Source organism: Methanosarcina horonobensis HB-1 = JCM 15518, assembly GCF_000970285.1.
GTDB classification, from domain to species: domain Archaea; phylum Halobacteriota; class Methanosarcinia; order Methanosarcinales; family Methanosarcinaceae; genus Methanosarcina; species Methanosarcina horonobensis.
Map to the genome: position 1 here is coordinate 2,147,615 of NZ_CP009516.1, position 18,281 is coordinate 2,165,895.

The following is an 18,281-nucleotide window of genomic DNA, read 5'->3' on the forward strand; positions in this document are numbered from 1 at the left end:
AGCTAACAGAAACGAACAGACCTTTTTAATTTTAACTCAATCATAAGGCCTTTCCAGCTTTTCCAGTAGACTCTGATACTCTCTCTGTTTCTCTTCAACCTATCCTTCAAACTGCTTTTCAGATGAAGGAAGCCTGAGAGCTCCGATATTCCAGTTTGTTCTCTTTGCTCCTGCCTGATATACGCTTTCAAGGAAGTCAAGTATAGCTTTTTGAGGCGAGTCAGCTGCGTTTCTGACATATTCGTACATAAGGAGAGCTTCTCCTGCTTCCCTGCTCCAGAAAGCTTCTTCAGGGCTGAGCCGCTCGTCCATAATATCCTGAGGCTGCGGGTGCACGTATGCGTAAAAAGCCGGCTCCCTTACATTCCGGTCCCCTGCCCAGAACCCAAAGCTGATCATCTCGTGCGAGGAAGCTTCACGCTCTACGGGATTTGCCCCTTCCCTGACAGGAGCTGACCTGCCTGAAAATAAGGTAAAAGCCAGGTCGGCGTGGTGCCAGAAAAAATGCACAGGCGAGCCTTTACCTGTAAACCAACCTCTAAAAACCTTGAAAACAGAATCGACCTGTACAAGAATTCTCCAGAACCTGTTCACATACTCTTCATCATAAGATGCATGTTCATAGTCCGATACAAAAGGCTCTGTCACTCCGGGGATGTCATAAGGCACAGGCCTGATGCCTGCTACTATCCCGAGTTCGTTCAGGCTCGAGAAAACCTTCTCATAAAACCCGGCAACTGACAGCCCCTTCAAAGGCACGGTTTTTGAGTCCCCTTCACTTGTCTCGATCTTTAAAGTGTGCCCGCTGTCCCTAAAATTAAACTCCATCTCAAAAGTCATGTCCTCATAAGGAATGGATCCGGTAGTAAGCCCGCGCACAGAAACATAAAATGGGACATGCCACCAGTGGTTCATTTTCGGATGCAGTGAAAGCCTGACCTTTCCCACAACCTGCAGAAACAGGTGCAGCGTACTCTTTGTATCTTCCCATTCTTCAAGCGGCAAAGCCGGAAACTGAACGTCCCGTGTAAAACTGGTATTTACCATATTTATCCCCTCTAAAAATCTCCCCGATTAATGACAGTAAGCTTACTGAAGTTCAATTAGTACATTTATTGTAACTCGATTAGTGTTATAGTATTTATTTCAGTCGAATACCAAGCTGTGGAGATGGAGAACTTCCCAGGTAATCGTTGTAAAATTATCGATTTATATTTTATCCACTTTTTTACTGTAAATGAAACTAAGACACGCAAATCAGTGTCTCTATAAAAATAAGATAATGTATGATTTTTTGTATAAAGTGCCGTAAAAGACTTATTTTATAGATCAAATCACAAACTTTTCGAAAAATGTGCATTTTGAAATTCATGAAAGATGCTATTTTTTGAATATGACGCGGTTGTAACTATGATCGTGATATCTTTTTGTAGAAACTAATTCAAGCATTCTCCTTCAATACTCCCAGAAATAGCCTTTTTCTCTTACAACAAGTATTGTAAACATACCCCCAAAGATTAGCATATCAAAGACAAAAGTATTCAGCCCTGTACCTTCCGTAAGTCCCAGGTAGCTCATCCCTAAGTATAGTAGCCCGAAAGATTCGGCCACGATCAAGATACCCAGCAATACCGCAACTTTTGCCAGTGATGCCATGTTCCATGACTCAGGTTTCCTGAAAGGTTTGACGTTGTCCGTTGCTATAGATATAGTGACGAAGTCGATCAAAAAAAGTAGCAGGACGATCTCAAAAGCACCTATGACATATTTCCCGGTAATCAGAAATGCAAGGACGACAAACAGCACTATTTCAAAAGTTTTTACTATCTTATTTAAAATCCATGAAGAGATTCGCTGGTGTATTTGCCTTCCCGTTTTAACCAGCTCAATTATCTCGGCAAGACCCTCATCAGTAAGAACAACACTTGCGGCTCCTTTTGCAATGTCCGTAGCATTACTTACTGCAATTCCCACTTCTGCCTGCCTTAATGCAGGGGCATCATTCACGCCGTCTCCGGTCATACCAACGATGTGTTCTTTTTCCTGGAGGTTTTTCACTATAAGATACTTATCTTCAGGGTAAATTTCAGCAAACCCACCACTTTGCTCGCTGGCCTGTGCAGCTTTTTTTGTTGGCAAGCCTTCCATCTCTCTTAGCTCAGCCACCTTGATGATTTTTCCTTCAATGCCTGCTTCTTCTGCAACTTCTTTTGCTACTGACAACGCGTCTCCAGTAAGCATCTTTGTTGTAATTCCAAGTTCTTTAAGCTCAGCGATTAGCTTCGCAGATTCTGGTCTAGGTGCATCATAGAGGGCTACCATACCAACAAGTTCCATCTGAGATCCTGTTTTTTTCACTGCGACAGCCAGAGTTCTGTAACCCTTTTCGGCATACTCCCTAATTTTTTCCTCCAGAATAGAAATCCTTCCGGCATCATAGCTGCATAAAGTTGCCAGCACCCTTACTGCTCCCTTGGCCACCTGGATGCGTTCATCATCCTTTTGTACGACTGATTCTGTTCTTCGGATAGATGGATCAAAAGGAGTGAAGCTGATCTGGGCATACTCAGCTGTATCGAGGCCTTTTTGCTTGGCGGCTTCAATGAAAGCAACATCAATGGGATCCTGGTTTGCTTCACTGGATGCAAGTGCTCCATAAAGAATCGCATCTTCTTTAGTATAGCTGTCAAGCTCGGTTATGTCGGCTACTGAAAGCTTGTTCAAAGTAATTGTGCCTGTTTTATCTACGCACAGTACATCCATCATGGACGCATCCTGCGAAGCATTGAGTCTTTGTTACCAGCACACCCTTCTTAGCTAGCTCCAGCGAGCCCAGGGCCATGGTCACCGTGAACATGGTAGGCAGTGCAACGGGAATAGCTGAGACAAGTAATATCAGTGCCAATGGCAATATCTCTACAAGGTTAATGCCCCTGATATAAGATACAGAAAAGGCGATGGCGAGCAAAACGACTACCAGCGAAATAAGCCACTTGAGCAGGTTAGTTATGACTTCTTCGATATACATTCTTGGTCTGGCAATATGAACAAGTTGTGCTGTCCGGCCGAAATAAGTCTGCACACCAGTAGATACTACCACACCGGTAGCCTCACCTTTCCGGATAACCGAACCTGAATAGAGAATATCCCCTTTTAAACAAGGGATAACGGCTCCATACAGTACTGACATCTAACCAAACTGTCACTGCTGTCGTCTTTGCAGCCGGCTGTGCTGAAAAATACCCGAAAATATAACTGTTAACAACACAACTCAAGTTAATGAAACAATGGAAACTGGTCAGATAGTAACCGAGGCTGACAGCGGAAAAACCATACCTCAAAAACGGAGAGAACTTTACCCTAAATTCTATTGAATGATTCTGCAGCAGGCTATGAATGGGAACTTAACCCGAGCAATGGGCTCACCATTCTCGGCGAGAAATATGTAGAGCACCCAGATCCTCAACACCTTGAAGGTGTCCCTGGAACTCATTCATGGTTGATCGAGGCTGTGGCTCCGGGCAACCAGAAAGTAATTGGCACATATGAAAGATAAGAGATCGTGGGAGAACACAACCTATATAGAGGATCATTTTACTCTCAACATTAATGTTATCTGAGAAGTCTTTGAAGTCTATTTCTTATGGTTATTTTCAGACAGCTTTGGAATGTTCCACGTACTCTATTACCGACCCGTCAGGATGTTTTACTGTCATGTTCCTGCCGGTCGGAACTTTCGCAGGTTCCCGGACAATTTCTGCTCCTTTTTCTTCCAGAAAAGCCCTGAAATCATCTAGAGAATCAACAAGAAACGTAGCCTGTGTGCTTCTAAAAGGTTTCAGAGCTTCTTCAGAGCCGGCTATAAGTAAAATATCTCCTATCTGAGCCAGTTCTAGGCCGATTTGCTGAATTTGAAAACGTATGATTGCAGGTGTGCCGAGGAGTTTTTCGTAGAATTCGAGGACGGAACTCAGGTCGTTTATGTAGAGGCGGGAGAGAGTTTGAAGGATTTTCATATTACTGGGCTCTTTTTAACTTCTGTCAATTCTCTAAGTTTTTAAACTCTTATTCGTGAATAAGCTGGCACTTCTGTGTAAATCTGTTTCAATCGAGTTCTTCATTATAAAACTAATTATTCCAGATTGGAAATTCCCTTAGATTCTACGTCCAAGAAGAAAAGATTTTAAAATCTAAGTAAATATTTAACTAGCTCTTTACGTCTGATTTTACAAATAAGGGATAAAAGGAAGGAAGAAATGAAAAATTATTTTCAATAGTTTTGATACCTGTACTTGCTTTGTTTTTGCTTCTTGTATTTTCCGCAGCATTGGAAAGTAAGGATTCGGAAAATCCGAAGGTTACAGAAATAGAATCGAATCCTGTTTATGATACTGAATATTTATACCCCAAAGTCCCTTCCGAGCTAATTTCGAGCTCAATATATTCTGCAAATCTCACCGTAGTAAATAAGGGCATTGAGACCTGGAGAATAAAGATGGAAAAGAGCCGGTTCACATATCTTATCACTGGAAGCAAGATAACGAAACCGTTGTTTATGACGGACTCAGGACACCCCTTCCGTATAATGTAAGTCCCGGAACCAGGATAAATACCGGGATTACAATAAAAACACCTGATAAAGAAGGAAATTACACCCTCGTTATAGATATCTCTGGCAGCAGGATAAGGGATATTATAAGATGCATGTCCACGTCTCACCGGTTAACCTTGAATTTGACGAGAACGATATGTTTCCGATGGGAGGGAATGTGATTGCTATACAGTCCGGCCTCGCAAACCATTCTCAGGCAGAGCAAATCTTTGAAGCTGCCAAAGAAAGAAAAAAACAGGTTAATGCGAGCACCATCGGCTGTGTACTTGCCCCTGCCTATCCTGCAGGATTCTTTGAAAACCCTGGTACGGATGAGGAATACGAGTATCAAAATGGTGATCAGTGGGACTGGTTTGCAGGCAGATTGATTCTTGAAGAATTTCTTAACGGCCGGAATGAAGATGCGCTTATTCACTTAAGAGAAGTTGCAACTCAGGATAATAACCTGGGAGGATTTTACGAATGGTGTACCCTGAACGGCACAGGCAAAGGTAGTCCTACTTTTTTGGGAAGTGCTGGCGTGCTTGGGCAGTGTGTAATAGAAGGGTACTTTGGTGTGGATCTCTCGGCTAATAGTCTTGTGATTACCCCTAGACTTGGGTCAAGTAACGGTTCTGTCTCTCTGTACGAGCCTGCATCGGGTACAAGGCTCTCATATAATTATACCGTGCTTCAGAATAGTACTGTACTGTTTGATTATGAGACAACTTACCCCGGAGAAATCAAATTTAATTTCTGTGTCCCTGAAAATAAAAGGGCTCACATATACTCGGACGCCCCTCCTGAAAGTGCTTACTATAATAATGAAAATGGGAGATTCCTTACTTTTAGTAGTGAGAGTAACAGGTCAGTTTATAAAATTATGTACTACTGAGATATGAGCGTAAATATCTGAAATTCAGATAAAGTTAAAATGATGTTTTCCTCATTTCCTTTTTAATTAAGCAATAGACTCCAACGGCAAAACCATTTTTTTTAACTGGTTTTTTGTAGCGCGTTTTAGTTCAAAGAGGTTCTAATCTGTTACATAGCAAACTGTTACATAGCAGATTGATAGCAGATTGCGAAATGAGTTCCAAAATAAATATTACTACCCTCTCTTATTATCTGGCTTCAGATCTCAAAGCCGAAAACCAAAGAAAGGTTAGAAAAATGTTAATCCTTGACCATCCCTATGTCTCCGATTTCTTAAAAGACACTGCAGCAGAGTTGCAGATTCCGGTTTTAAAAAATGAAATGACAGCCGGACTGAACACCAGAAAAGGGCTTAATCTTCTCGAAAAAACCGAGTTTATTGAGTTCATAAAGGAAAAAGGAGAGTATTCTCTTTATTCCAACTCCGAAAATTCCATTGGCTGGATTTCGGAAAACCTGGGTTTTACCGGGCTGCCTGAGAAAATAGAGCTCTTCAAGAACAAAATCAAATTCAGAGAACTGCTGGAAAGAATATATCCCGACTTTTATTTTCAGGGCATTGAGTTCGAAAAATTGGACGAGATTCGGGTTGAGGAGATAAAGAAACCCTTTATTATAAAGCCTGCTGTAGGTTTTTTCAGTCTAGGAGTGTATAAGGTTTCAACTGATGAGGAATGGGATTCCGTCCTCAGGCGAATAAAAGCTGAGGTTGAGGACATTAAGGACCGTTATCCTGTACAGGTGCTTGATGCCGGAAAGTTCATCATCGAAGAGAACATCGAAGGTGAAGAGTTTGCAATTGATGCTTACTTCAACAGTGCAGGAAAGCCTGTAGTCCTCAATATCTTAAAGCATATCTTTTCTTCTGAAAACGATGTTAGTGATCGGGTATACTTTACTTCAAAATTAGTTATGGAAACTTACAGAGAAGCTGTTGAAGATCTTTTAAAAGAAATAGGAAAGCTTGCCGAACTCAAGAATTTCCCTTTACACATGGAATTGCGGATAGGGAACGACAGGCGAATCCAGCTAATAGAGCTGAACCCTATGCGTTTTGCTGGCTGGTGTACAACAGATCTAGCACATTTTGCCTATGGGATCAACACATACAGGTATTTTCTTGAACAGCTTGAACCGGAATGGGACAAAATTCTCAAAGGTAAGGAAGGAAAGAGTTTCTGCCTTGTGATCCTGAATAAACCTGCAGAAATAATTTCGGAAACTGTAAAGGCTTTCGATTATGAAAAACTGCTTTCTGATTTCGAAAAACCTCTGGAACTCAGGAAAGCCGATCATGAGAAGTACGGGCTCTTCGGGTATATGTTTACGGAAACAAAGGAAAGTAACTGGGAAGAGATTGAAAGGATTCTGAAGTCGGATCTGAAGGAGTATATTACTTTCAGTCAATCCATCCTTCAACCTTAATCACAGCATTCCGGTCTTCCATATTAAATTTATATTCCGAATCTTCTGGACCTCAAAAATTATTTTTATGTTCATAACATGAATTAAGACAATTTAAGACAGTTCAAATAAATTTTTACTTTTTTAATTGTGTTTTTATAGAAGCAAAATTTCAATCGAAAAGGGATTTTGATCCAAAAAAGATATCAGAAAAAGAGAATCTGCACAAAAAATTGATTGTTTTTGGTGCTATACTTCAGGAATTCCATTTTATTTGATAAAACTGTTTCTTGAGAATGTTTTACGGAAAAGGTGCAGTATATAAAAGACAAATTATATAAAGCCCGATCTATATTATTCATTGAGGTACTATTTCTATCTGCATTTACATAAATGAAGGGGGAGAGATTATAGGGAAAATGAAACTTTTCGGAGCTGTGCTTATCATATTGATGGTCATCTCATTAGTATTTGCTTCCGGTTGTGCTCAAAGAGCGCCAGAAAATGAAACTAGACAAATAGAAAATGAAAGCGAAAATTTAGGAGAGGAAGTTGAAGGGGTGCCCCAAGAAATTGAAAATGTTGTAGAGAAAAGCGATAGAAATGTCATGCAAGCGTTAGCTGACAGAAACTTCGTAACTTTTGTTGAGCTTCTCAACGTTGCAGGACTTGAGCCGCTCCTTGCCGAGGAGGGAATTTATACTGTTTTTGCTCCAACTGACGAAGCCTTCGACGAACTCCCTGAAAACGAGATGACTGCGCTTGAGAACAATACCAGGGAGCTGGAAAAAGTCTTAACTTACCATATTGTTGCCGGTAAAATACTGATGGAAAAAGATCTTGAAAACATGACGAGTGTCAGGACACTTGAAGGAGGAGAACTCCCCATCACTGTGACAGCAAATGGTGTTCAGGTTGGCGGTGCAAACATAACAGAAGCGGACATCATTGCCAGCAATGGGATAATTCATCAGATAGATAAAGTATTAATCCCGCCACAGTGAAATGGAAATTACGGGCTTCTCCATGAAACTGATCCACAAAAGTAGGAACTCAGGAGTCATGAGAGAAGCTTTAATATTCCTTTCCATTGCCTCATTTTTCTTATTTGATTTTTTTATTCCCAGTAATCATGGGTTTTCATTCACTGATCCAGGCTTTTGCTTCGGAAAGTTCTTCGTTCCTGTAGGTTCTTACTGAGCCGGGAATAATAAATTTGAAGACCTTTACGGCATTAACTATCCAGTCCACGTTTGAAACAAGTGCGATTTTTTCAAAGGATGTAAAGTGCCGTATGCCAAACTTGGTGTCCTCCAGCATTGCCTCATCGGTAAATCCCTCGAATTTCTCCCCCAGTTGATAAAGGATACGAATCTTCCCATACTTCTGTACTTTGTCCTCGATAGCAGGGACTAACACCTTTTCATAGTCTTCTCCTGTCAATATCCCACTTACGGTAACTGCTAAGACATTATCCGGCAGGCCCGGTATGATCTCTATCATTTCACTCCCCCATTTCTATTTGACTTCGTTTGGTAACGCTATAAAGCCAATTAAATTTATTATAATTCCAAATGAATATAAATCTTGACTTGAAAAGGAATAGTTTATCTATGAGTTCATTTTTACTCAAAATCGATGAAAATTTAGTTTTATTGTATTTAAATCTGTTTTTCAGAAAATGTATAAAGTAGGTTCCAAGCAGCAAAAAATCTATTTATCACTGAAGGTTCAATCAATTTAAAGTAAAAGGAAAATGGGGTAACAGTTCTGGATGAAAACATCATAGAGGTAAATAACCTCGAGTACTTTTTTGGGGATATAAAGGCAGTCGATAATATCAGTTTTACAGTCAGGAAGGGAGAGATATTCTCTTTTCTCGGGCCAAACGGAGCAGGAAAGAGTACTGTTATCAATGTACTTACCACCCTCCTGCCTGTCCAGAGAGGGAGTGCAAAGATTGCAGGCTATGATTTGAAAACCGAACCTGAGAAAGTGAGGGAGTCTATAGGAATTGTTTTTCAGGAACTCACTCTTGACAGGGATATGACCGTACGTGAGATTCTGGAGTACCACGGAAGACTCTATTCCATGCCCAAAGCTGAGAGGCAGGAAAGAGTTGATGAACTTATCAGCCTGGTTGAGCTTGAAGGAAAGAGGGATACCCTTACCAAGCACCTGAGCGGCGGGATGAAACGCAGGCTTGAGATCGCAAGGGGGCTTATGACAAGGCCTAAAGTGCTCTTTATGGACGAACCTACGATCGGGCTTGATCCTCAGACCAGGATAAGGATCTGGGACTATGTAAGGGACATTAACAGGCAGGGGACAACCATCTTCCTGACCACGCACTACATGGACGAAGCCGACCAGCTAAGTGACAGGATAAGCATCATAGACCACGGAAAAATAGTTGTTACAGGCAAATCATGGGAGTTAAAAAACACGCTTGGTCAGGACCTTATATACATGGAAACAAATGACAACTGGGCAGCCGGAGAGCTATTAAAGGACCTCGATAGCGTAAAAGGGATTAAAGAAAAGTCAAAAGGGATAATTGTTATGGTCAACGTGGACGGAACCTATTTGCTGCCTGAGATTATGGACAGACTTCGAAACGGGGGGATCGGAATTAAGGCAGTAAACCTGAAAAAGCCGTCAATGGATGATGTTTTTGTCCATTATACCGGCAGAGAGTTAAGGGACAACGGGGCAGAAAAGGGGGCTGTTGTAGTCCCCAGGATCAGGAGGCGTTAAGCAGTGCATACAGGGTTTCTTACCATATACTGGCGCGATATGCTCAGGTTCGTCCGGTTCCGGGCTTTGCTGTTTTCCTCACTTGTCCAGCCCGCACTCTGGCTTGCATTTTTCGGGATTGCGATGTCAAACAACTTTGAGAGGCTTACTGCAACAATGCCCGTCGTTCCCGGTGTCAGGACTATAGGATATCTTACATTCATAGGGGCAGGTGTTATTGCAATGACCACGCTTTTTACGAGCCTGTTCGGGGGAACTGTCCTGCTCTTTGACAAAAACTGGGGACTTATGCGCGAAACGCTCTCAAGCCCGCTTCCAAGGATCCACGTAATTATTGGTATAGGCCTGTCCGGCATGACCAAGTCTTTTATTCAGGCAGCTGTAATTATGGGATTCGGGCTTTTTCTTGGCGTCGAATTTTTCGAGGGCTATTCTCCGGCACAGGTTCTTTACTCTCTGGTCGGGATAATGGCTTTTGTAGGTACGTTTTCCCTCGGATTTCTTTTCCTTTCGGCTGCAATTGCAATAACTATGGAGAGCCCGGAAGGTATGCAGGCAGTAATCACTTTACTTACCATGCCTTTCTTTTTCACAAGCAATGCCCTTTATCCTGTAAACTCTTTCCCGCCTGTGCTCAGAGCTCTATCAACGATCAACCCGCTTACGCATCTTGTTAGCGGTATCAGGTACTTTGCAATAGGTAGCGATTTTTCTGCAATCGGAATCCGTTATACTTACACGCATGCAGAGATCCTTGTTTCCTATATTGCCCTGCTGGCTTTTGCAGGAATAATGTTTTTTATTGCGAGGTGGAGGTTTAGTAAGGTTACTGTTACATGACTATTACATGATCCGTATATTCAGAACAGAGAAAGGGGAATTCTATGGTATGCGCGCATAGGGACACAATAAAAATCAAGTATTTTGAACCTGAGTCAAAGGGCTGTGAAGAATGCCTGAAAAGCGGGGATAGCTGGGTACACCTGAGAATATGCCTGACCTGCGGGCATGTAGGCTGAAGAATTGGAGGACATTTTAAACTGCACTTACCGAAATAAAACCTTTTTTCAGAAACTTAATTTCCAAAAATATATCCATCTTTTTGTCCCTTGATTTAATAAAAAACGATTAAATAAAAATTGATGGATAAAAGTGATATCAATGAGTTTAGCAGGTCAAACAGCCCTTGTAACAGGAGGGAACAAAGGAATAGGAAGAGCCATCTGTTTCGCTCTGGCAAAAGAGGGAGCAAATATTGTCATTGCTGCAAGGAACGAGAGCGAGTCAAGAGAAACTCTGGACAGATTAAAAGGCATGGGAACCAAAGCCTTTGCAGTTTCTGTTGACGTGCGCAGTGAAGATGATGTAAGGCGTCTGATCTCAGTAATCATTGACAAATGCGGCGGACTTGATATTCTTGTCAACAATGCAGGAGTGGCATATAAAAATCGACTGGAAGAAACCACTCTGGAAGAATACGATGAAATCATGGATACAAACTTAAGAGGCGTCTTCCTCTGCACAAAATATGCTATTCCTTACATCCGAAGGAGCAAAAATGGAAAGATAATAAACATCTCTTCAGTGGGAGGGCTGCACGGAATTCCTGATTTTTCCATATACTGCGGCTCGAAGTTTGCGGTAAACGGTATAACCGAATCAATTGCTTCGGAACTGGAAGGGGAAATAAAAGTTTATTCTGTCTGCCCAGGAGCTGTGGATACGGATATGTACCGATCATTCTTCAAAGACAAGCCTCCACTCGAACCTGAACATATCGCACAAAAAGTGCTTGAGCTCGCTTCACCTGATTCAAAAGTTGCATCCGGAAAAATTATTGAGATAAGTGCTCCGCCTGTCCCTCAGCTCTGAGAGTTTAAGTTCAGGACAGAATCCCGATGTTCGGCTGAATTTGCTGAACTCTAAAAATATGTTTTTTATCGGGTTCTTGATCAGAGTTTAGAATTATCAGAACTTATTCTTAGAAACAATGTTTCCAAAAACATATCCTTTATTCTGGCAAAATTATAATAGTGATCTTGTATGAGATTGAGAGGTCAGACAGCCGTAGTAACCGGCGGGGGAAAAGGAATTGGAAGGGCAATATGCCTGGCACTCGCAAGAGAAGGAGCCGACATTGTAATTGCTGCAAGGACAAAAAAAGACATTCGGGAAACTGCCAGAATGGTAGAGGACGAAGGTAGAAGGGCTCTTGCAGTGAGTACGGATATCCGGATAGAAGAGGACGTCAAAAATATGATTTCAGAAGCAGTAAACGCTTTTGGAAGGATTGATATTCTTGTAAACAATGCAGGAGTGGCATACAGGAAGTATATGGTAGATACCTCAAGAGAAGAATATGAAAAAATAATGGACACAAATGTGAAAGGCATGTTTTTTTGCACGAAATATGCTCTTCCTTACTTACTTAAGAGAGGAGAAGGCAGGATAGTAAACATATCTTCAGGTGCGGGAAAGCATGGGATACCCAAACTCTCAATATACTGTGCTTCAAAATTTGCAGTAATCGGTTTTACAGAGTCTATTGCGTATGAAATAGGAGGAGGAGTTCATGCATATGCAGTCTGCCCTGCCAGTGTGGATACGGATATGTACCGCTCGCTGTATTCGGATGAACCTGTCCTGAAGCCTGAAGACGTTGCAAGGGAAGTTCTAGAGCTCTGCCTGCCGGGTACGACTCTGCCGTCAGGCTCTTCGGTTGATGTTTACAGACCTCCTGTCAGAGTTGTTTAATCACACATTCAATTTCCGTTTACTCCACATTTGTTTGATTCATATCTTCTTTATCGGAAATCATTCTTTTAATTCATATTTCCTTTACTGGAAATTATATTTCATCTACTGAAAAAGGACGAAAATAGGGACAAAGTTCAAAATCAGGGTGGAATTATGTTTAAAAACCGTAAAGATGCGGGAGAGCAACTGGCTCAAGCTCTTGAAAGATATAAAGCTGAAAATCCTCTTATCCTTGCTATCCCACGTGGGGGAGTGGAAGTTGGACTGCAGGTTTCAAAAAAACTGGGCGCTGACTTTTCCCTTATAATTGCAAGGAAACTGCCTTTCCCTGACAATCCTGAAGCCGGATTTGGGGCAATCGCCGAGAATGGGAGCACTTTTATTTTTGAAAATGCAGGTTACTGGCTTACCGGGGAAACTATTGAACATATTAAACAGGAACAGATTGCTGAGATAGAAAGACGAGTAAATGCCCTGAGAGGGGGAAACCCCTTGCCTGATCTTGCTGGAAGGACAGTGATCCTTATTGATGACGGGATTGCTATGGGTTCTACTATGAGGGCAGCCATCGAACTCTGCAGAAACAGAAAAGCAGGAAAAGTTGTGGTTGCCGTACCTGTAACAGGAAGAGAAACGGCAGATGCGATAGCAAAAGAAGCCGATGAAGTGGTCGTGCTCGAGATCCCTGTCTATTTCAGGGCTGTTGCTCAGGCTTATGAAAACTGGTATGACGTCTCGGACGAAGAGGTGCTTGACCTTCTCAGGGAAAGAATAAGCGAAAAAGAAACGAAAGAGCATGAGTTTGATCAGTCCGGACCAGGAACCTGAAAGAATCCTGAATTAATATACAGGACTAAAAAAGTTCGAAATCTCAATTTACATATCAATTTATATAAATAGACTCCTTGAGACATCATTATAAATAAATTTCCGAAACTTCAGATGCCTCCTTAGTGGACCTCTGCACTTGAAATGAGAAGTTAGAATATATTAATAATAGTCATATATAGATCTATAGATTATATAGAGCGGCATGAAATATATGGAAAATATAAAATATAATGAAATGGTCTGGAATACCATAAGATACATGGGTTTAAGGAGAGCAGGTGCAGACTCCATAAATCAAGCATAAATGGAAGAGATCTAAATCATAGCAGTTGTGCATAAGTCATACATCATAGCAATTTATGCATTATAGCAGTCATCGCAATTTTGGAGTTTAAAATCTCTGGAGTAAGGAAAAAAAATGGATTTACTTGTCATAGCAATTATCCTTGCAGGCTTATATATGGCCTGGAACATAGGGGCAAACGACCTCGCAAATGCTATGGGAACTTCAGTAGGAACGGGTGCCCTAACGATCAAGCAGGTCATTGTCATTGCCGCTGTGTTTGAATTCCTGGGTGCCGTGTTCTTCGGAAAACGGGTTACCTCAACAATTGCAAAAGGAATCGTTCCCATTGATATGATCAGCAGCATTCACCCTGATATCGTGGTGCTGGGAATGCTGGCTGCAATTCTTGCCGCAAGTTTCTGGATAACGCTCGCAACTTTTTATAACCTTCCGGTCTCAACCAGCCATTCAATTGTGGGTTCTGTGCTCGGTTTCGGGCTGATCACAGCTTATAACGGTACTATCTCTTTTTCTGACATTCACTGGTCAGTTCTTCTTAAAATCGTTGCCAGCTGGTTTATATCTCCTGCCCTTGGAGCTGTTCTTGCGTTTCTAATCTTCTCTATCATAAGGAGCCTTTACCTTCACAGAGCATCGGATTTGCCAGGCGTTGAGAAAAAATTCATATTCTTACAGCTCATAACTGCCTGTTATATCGCATTTGCGCACGGGTCAAACGATGTTGCAAACGCTGTAGGCCCTCTCTCTGCCGCACTTAACGTGATGGGGATAACAGGAACCGAAATCCCTATCTGGGTACTTGTAATGGGAGGACTGGGCATGGTAATAGGCATGGCAACCTGGGGCTATAAAGTGGTCGAAACCATAGGGTCAAAGATCACCGAACTTACCCCAACTCGAGGTTTTTCCGCACAGTTTGCAACTGCCTCGGTTGTTCTGTTACACAGTTACAGTTCCCTCCCGATTTCGACCACCCATACCCTTGTGGGTTCGGTTATTGGCGTAGGGCTTGCAGGAGGTATTGCAGCCGTTGACCTTGGCGTAATATGGAGGATTATTTCTTCCTGGATAGCAACAGTCCCCATAGCTGCCCTTACATCGGCAATAATCTTTGTGGGACTTGAGGTGATCTTTTTATGAAAGACTACATCCGTTCCGTACTCGACGTGGTCGCAGAATCTCCCTTCGTCCCCCTTGAAATGCACGCCAGGAAAGGGGTGCTTGCCGTCGAAAAGCTTGCTGAAGCAATGGAAGCCTACTGTGCAGGGAATCAGGCACTTCTTGATGAGCGTACTGAAGAAATCGATATTCTGGAACATGATGCCGACAAAATAAAACAGAAAATAAGAGCAAGCATACCCTCTTCCGTCAGGTTGCCGGTGAACAAAAAAGATCTCCTTTCTTTCCTCAAGCAGCAGGACTCTATAGCTGACTTTGCCCAGGCTTCAGCCTACTGGATGACTCTGCGTCCCTGCAAAGATCTCCCAGACGAAATCAAGGAAGGCTTTCTGGAACTTATGGCAACCTCTCTTAAGACAGCCAGGATGTATGACCAGCTTGTGGGTGAGCTTTACAAGCTTCTTGCTACTTCTTTTAGCAAAGAAGAAATCAAAGAGACCATGCAGATTGTCCCCGAGGTCGAAAAGCTGGAACACGATGTAGACGTACTTGAGACAGCCCTCTTAAAAAAGATTTTCGAATATGAAGATGCGATCGGAGGAGCAGGTGTCTGCCACCTCATGGGGCTTGTTGAAAGGGTAGGAGGCATTGCCGACAAGTGCGCAAGTGCAGCCGACCGCCTGAGATCCATGATCCTCAGAAGATAAATCCTCATTTTTATTCTCTTTTTTTGTTTTTCCTCTTTTTTGCCCTCTTTTTATTTCATAAGCTCTCCGAGTTTTGCGGATATATTTTGATCAGTTCATTGCTTTATTCCGGCAAGATAAGAAATCATCAATTTTTTTCTTCTCCCTCTGGGCTGGTCACTGGCTGCCTGTCAGGTAAGAAAAAGCACTATGACAAACCAGCACCGCAATTAAAAATAATTACTAAAGAGATATCCATGGCTGACAGATTGTTTTTAATTAAGGGAGTGGAGCGAAAAATGGCGGATGTAATGAGAAATTCATTAAAATGTCTTTATAGCTTTCCAAGGAGACATCAATATTTTTCAACAATTTCTGTAGAATCCGCAAAACCTATGAAATTCATTGCGGGTTTTGAAGAGCCACTGTAACTTACGATTACAGCTGCAGCAAGCACAAGAACACATCCGGCAAGTGTGCCTGCTGAAAGAGCAACTCCAAGGAAGACCAGATCAAAAAAGACACCTGCAACCGGTTCAATTAAAGCAAGAAGGCTCCCTGTTTGGGATTGAAGGTTTGCAAATCCGATGGTCGTTAAAACTCCTCCTATCCCTACGGAAACGATCCCAAAAACAATTAGAGTGAGCAGGTTTGGAGCAAGCAAAGAAAAAGAAGTCTCAAAAGCAAAAGGCAGCATTAAGATGCAGCTGATAGCAGTACCCCAGAAGGCAATAGCAAATTCCGAATAGTCCCTTTTCAGAATCCTCACATTCATAATAATAACTGCAAGAAGCATTCCCGCAAAGAGCCCGGATACGATTCCTATTAAACGGCTGCCGGAAAACTCAAGAGCCCCAAATCCGCCTTCCGGCCGGATTACAAAATAAACACCTGCAATTGCGAGGACAAGAGCTGCGACACTTTCCTTTCCTACCTTTTCTTTCAAAACGAAAGGTGAAGCCAGCATCACATAGATAGGGGCAGTGTACTCAAGCAGGATCGCTATGGAGAAACAGGTTTCTTTTACGCACAGGAAATAAAAAAACATGTTTACCGTGATAAATATGCCCTGCAGAAAAAGGCGAAACTTTCTTTTTCCAGGTTTCAATTCTTCAAGCCTGTTTGTTACCAGAAGGAAAGTGAAAATAAAGATAAGCCCGAAGAAGAGGCGGTAAAATATTATTGAAGTTATGGGCAGGCTGTGAATACCGGCAAGAAATAAGCCGGTCATCCCGTAAAGAATGCAGCCAAGCAACACTGCCAGATGGGCACCTTTTTTAACCTGGAACATAAGGCAGTAAAAAGTCTGATACATTTAAATAAGTTGTCGAGTCAGAGTCTTTTGATGAATAAAAAAGTTGTAGTTTGTTTGCTCCTACTGTTTGTTATAACAGTTGGCTCCGGATGTGTATCTGAGCCGATTACGTCTGATGAAAATGCTAACAATAGTATGGACCTTGAAGAAATAGAAGGGCTCTGGCTTGGCATCCTTCAGGTTCAGGGCGGAATGGAACTGAGGCTTTTATTCAACGTTTCTATCAGCCCTGACGGCTCTGTCAATGCGACGATGGACAGCCTTGACCAGGGAGTAAAAGGGATACCTGTAGAAGCTGTCACTTATAAAGATGGAAATTTGCACCTGGGAGTAAAATCCATAAGGGGTGCTTTTGACGGGACACTCAAAGAAGACGGAAAAACAATCGAAGGCGAATGGAAACAATCAGAATTAACTCTTCCTCTTGTGCTTTCTCGCATTAATGAAACTCCTGACACACGAAAAGAACAGGACCCAGTAAAACCCTATCCTTATGATGAAGAAGAAGTTACTTATGAAAATGAAGAAGCAGGAGTAAAGCTTGCAGGCACGTTAACTCTTCCGCATTCTGAAGGTCCTTTTCCGGCAGTAATTCTCATAAGCGGTTCAGGCCAGCAAAACCGCGACGAAGAAATCCTGGGACATCGTCCCTTCCTTGTACTTTCGGATTATCTGACCCGGCGGGGTACTGCCGTGCTCCGGGTCGATGACCGGGGTGTGGGAGGATCGACCGGAAACTTTTCGCAGGCCACTACCGAAGATTTCGCAGGAGATGTGCTCGCCGGAATTGAGTACCTGAAAAGCCGTGAAGAGCTAGACCCTACCCGCATTGGCCTGATAGGACACAGTGAAGGGGGCTTAATTGCTCCAATAGTAGCGGTACAGTCTCATGATATTGCATTCATAGTGATGATGGCAGGCCCGGGTATCCCCGGAGAAGAAATCCTGTACCTACAGAGTGACCTTATTTCCAGGGCAGAAGGAGTAGACAATGAGACTATCTCCCGGAATGAAGCTCTTATGAGAAGTATGTATTCCGTGATCAAAAAGGAACAGAACAATACAATCGCAGAAGAGAAGCTTCGTAAACTTCTGGCAGATGAGCTGGCAAATATGAGCGAAGAAGAAAAACAGAGTTCCGGCTACTCTGAAGCTGACCTGGACGCTCAGGTTAACGCTCAGGTTCAGGCTCTGGTTTCGCCCTGGATGCGCTTTTTCCTGACATACGACCCCAGTCCGACTTTAATGCAGGTGAAATGCCCGGTTCTTGCTATAAACGGCGAAAAAGACCTTCAGGTGCCTCCTGATGAAAACCTGCAGGCAATAGAAAAAGCCCTTAAAGCAGGAGGCAACAGCGACTATACTGTAAAAGAACTGCCAGGCCTCAACCACTTATTCCAGACTGCAGAAACAGGATCACCATCAGAATATGCAAAAATTAATGAAACTATTTCTCCATCTGCTCTGGAACTGATAGGGAACTGGATTTCTGAACATACAGCTGACATGGAAAACAAGCAATGAGGATGTAGGCATCAGAAAAGTCTGATCGTCCTGTCACACTCCAGTAAAGAGAGC

General features: G+C 42.4%; 19 protein-coding genes. 13 read left to right on the forward strand and 6 right to left on the reverse strand.

Features of this window, described 5'->3' with window-relative positions; genetic code table 11:
• Positions 1-99: 99 nt before the first annotated feature.
• The 3 genes from MSHOH_RS09405 to MSHOH_RS22110 form a co-directional block, all read right to left on the reverse strand.
• The gene (locus tag MSHOH_RS09405; RefSeq protein ID WP_048139166.1) at positions 100-1,047 is read right to left on the reverse strand and encodes a DUF5996 family protein; all 948 of its coding nucleotides are present in this window, start codon (positions 1,045-1,047) and stop codon (positions 100-102) included.
• Between the two features lie 408 nt (positions 1,048-1,455).
• Positions 1,456-2,766: an HAD-IC family P-type ATPase gene (locus MSHOH_RS09410; RefSeq protein WP_052730793.1), complete on the reverse strand. Its 1,311-nt coding sequence runs from the start codon at positions 2,764-2,766 to the stop codon at positions 1,456-1,458.
• Positions 2,741-3,190, reverse strand: coding sequence for a P-type ATPase (locus MSHOH_RS22110; RefSeq protein WP_052730794.1), 450 nt, complete (start codon positions 3,188-3,190; stop codon positions 2,741-2,743). Before MSHOH_RS22110 ends, MSHOH_RS09410 begins: the two co-directional genes overlap by 26 nt.
• Before the next feature lie 180 nt (positions 3,191-3,370).
• Here MSHOH_RS22110 and MSHOH_RS09415 point away from each other — a divergent pair, with 180 nt between their 5' ends.
• Positions 3,371-3,556: a protease inhibitor I42 family protein gene (locus MSHOH_RS09415; RefSeq protein WP_048139169.1), complete on the forward strand. Its 186-nt coding sequence runs from the start codon at positions 3,371-3,373 to the stop codon at positions 3,554-3,556.
• Positions 3,557-3,653: 97 nt separating this feature from the next.
• Here MSHOH_RS09415 and MSHOH_RS09420 read toward each other — a convergent pair whose 3' ends face one another.
• Complete coding sequence (locus MSHOH_RS09420; RefSeq protein ID WP_048139170.1) at positions 3,654-4,016, reverse strand: VOC family protein; 363 nt, start codon at positions 4,014-4,016, stop codon at positions 3,654-3,656.
• A gap of 684 nt (positions 4,017-4,700) precedes the next feature.
• On the opposite strand from MSHOH_RS09420, the gene MSHOH_RS22115 reads away from it, so the two are divergent.
• The 3 genes from MSHOH_RS22115 (at position 4,701) to MSHOH_RS09440 (ending at position 7,935) form a co-directional block, all read left to right on the forward strand.
• A complete protein-coding gene (locus MSHOH_RS22115) occupies positions 4,701-5,486 on the forward strand; it encodes a hypothetical protein (protein WP_052730795.1) in 786 nt (261 codons plus the stop codon).
• A gap of 194 nt (positions 5,487-5,680) precedes the next feature.
• Positions 5,681-6,952 carry an ATP-grasp domain-containing protein gene (locus tag MSHOH_RS09435; protein WP_239451309.1) on the forward strand — a complete coding sequence of 424 codons (1,272 nt, stop codon included), beginning with the start codon at positions 5,681-5,683 and terminating at the stop codon, positions 6,950-6,952.
• A gap of 398 nt (positions 6,953-7,350) precedes the next feature.
• Positions 7,351-7,935 carry a fasciclin domain-containing protein gene (locus tag MSHOH_RS09440; protein WP_204245408.1) on the forward strand — a complete coding sequence of 195 codons (585 nt, stop codon included), beginning with the start codon at positions 7,351-7,353 and terminating at the stop codon, positions 7,933-7,935.
• A 136-nt stretch (positions 7,936-8,071) separates the two neighbouring features.
• Here MSHOH_RS09440 and MSHOH_RS09445 read toward each other — a convergent pair whose 3' ends face one another.
• Positions 8,072-8,434 (reverse strand): SpoIIAA family protein, encoded by a 363-nt coding sequence (locus tag MSHOH_RS09445; RefSeq protein WP_048139175.1) that lies wholly within the window; start codon positions 8,432-8,434, stop codon positions 8,072-8,074.
• Between the two features lie 318 nt (positions 8,435-8,752).
• Between MSHOH_RS09445 and MSHOH_RS09450 the strand changes: the two genes are divergently transcribed.
• From MSHOH_RS09450 to MSHOH_RS09485, 8 genes are all read left to right on the forward strand, one after another.
• On the forward strand, positions 8,753-9,688 hold the full coding sequence (locus tag MSHOH_RS09450; RefSeq protein ID WP_082089297.1) for an ATP-binding cassette domain-containing protein: 936 nt from the start codon (positions 8,753-8,755) through the stop codon (positions 9,686-9,688).
• Positions 9,689-9,691: 3 nt separating this feature from the next.
• The gene (locus tag MSHOH_RS09455; protein WP_082089298.1) at positions 9,692-10,528 is read left to right on the forward strand and encodes an ABC transporter permease; all 837 of its coding nucleotides are present in this window, start codon (positions 9,692-9,694) and stop codon (positions 10,526-10,528) included.
• 44 nt (positions 10,529-10,572) lie between these two features.
• A complete protein-coding gene (locus tag MSHOH_RS25620) occupies positions 10,573-10,707 on the forward strand; it encodes a ubiquitin carboxyl-terminal hydrolase family protein (protein WP_048143334.1) in 135 nt (44 codons plus the stop codon).
• A 142-nt stretch (positions 10,708-10,849) separates the two neighbouring features.
• Positions 10,850-11,560, forward strand: a complete 711-nt coding sequence (locus tag MSHOH_RS09465) for an SDR family NAD(P)-dependent oxidoreductase (protein WP_048139180.1) — start codon at positions 10,850-10,852, stop codon at positions 11,558-11,560.
• 171 nt (positions 11,561-11,731) lie between these two features.
• Complete coding sequence (locus MSHOH_RS09470; RefSeq protein ID WP_048139181.1) at positions 11,732-12,442, forward strand: SDR family NAD(P)-dependent oxidoreductase; 711 nt, start codon at positions 11,732-11,734, stop codon at positions 12,440-12,442.
• 156 nt (positions 12,443-12,598) lie between these two features.
• Positions 12,599-13,273, forward strand: a complete 675-nt coding sequence (locus MSHOH_RS09475) for a phosphoribosyltransferase (RefSeq protein WP_048139182.1) — start codon at positions 12,599-12,601, stop codon at positions 13,271-13,273.
• 421 nt (positions 13,274-13,694) lie between these two features.
• A complete protein-coding gene (locus MSHOH_RS09480) occupies positions 13,695-14,723 on the forward strand; it encodes an inorganic phosphate transporter (protein ID WP_048139183.1) in 1,029 nt (342 codons plus the stop codon).
• Positions 14,720-15,409: a TIGR00153 family protein gene (locus MSHOH_RS09485; RefSeq protein WP_048139184.1), complete on the forward strand. Its 690-nt coding sequence runs from the start codon at positions 14,720-14,722 to the stop codon at positions 15,407-15,409. Before MSHOH_RS09480 ends, MSHOH_RS09485 begins: the two co-directional genes overlap by 4 nt.
• A gap of 334 nt (positions 15,410-15,743) precedes the next feature.
• Here the strand turns inward: MSHOH_RS09485 and MSHOH_RS09490 are convergent, their stop codons facing one another.
• Positions 15,744-16,679, reverse strand: coding sequence for a DMT family transporter (locus MSHOH_RS09490; RefSeq protein WP_048139187.1), 936 nt, complete (start codon positions 16,677-16,679; stop codon positions 15,744-15,746).
• A gap of 54 nt (positions 16,680-16,733) precedes the next feature.
• Between MSHOH_RS09490 and MSHOH_RS09495 the strand changes: the two genes are divergently transcribed.
• Complete coding sequence (locus tag MSHOH_RS09495; RefSeq protein WP_082089299.1) at positions 16,734-18,227, forward strand: alpha/beta hydrolase family protein; 1,494 nt, start codon at positions 16,734-16,736, stop codon at positions 18,225-18,227.
• The last annotated feature ends 54 nt before the right edge of the window (positions 18,228-18,281 follow it).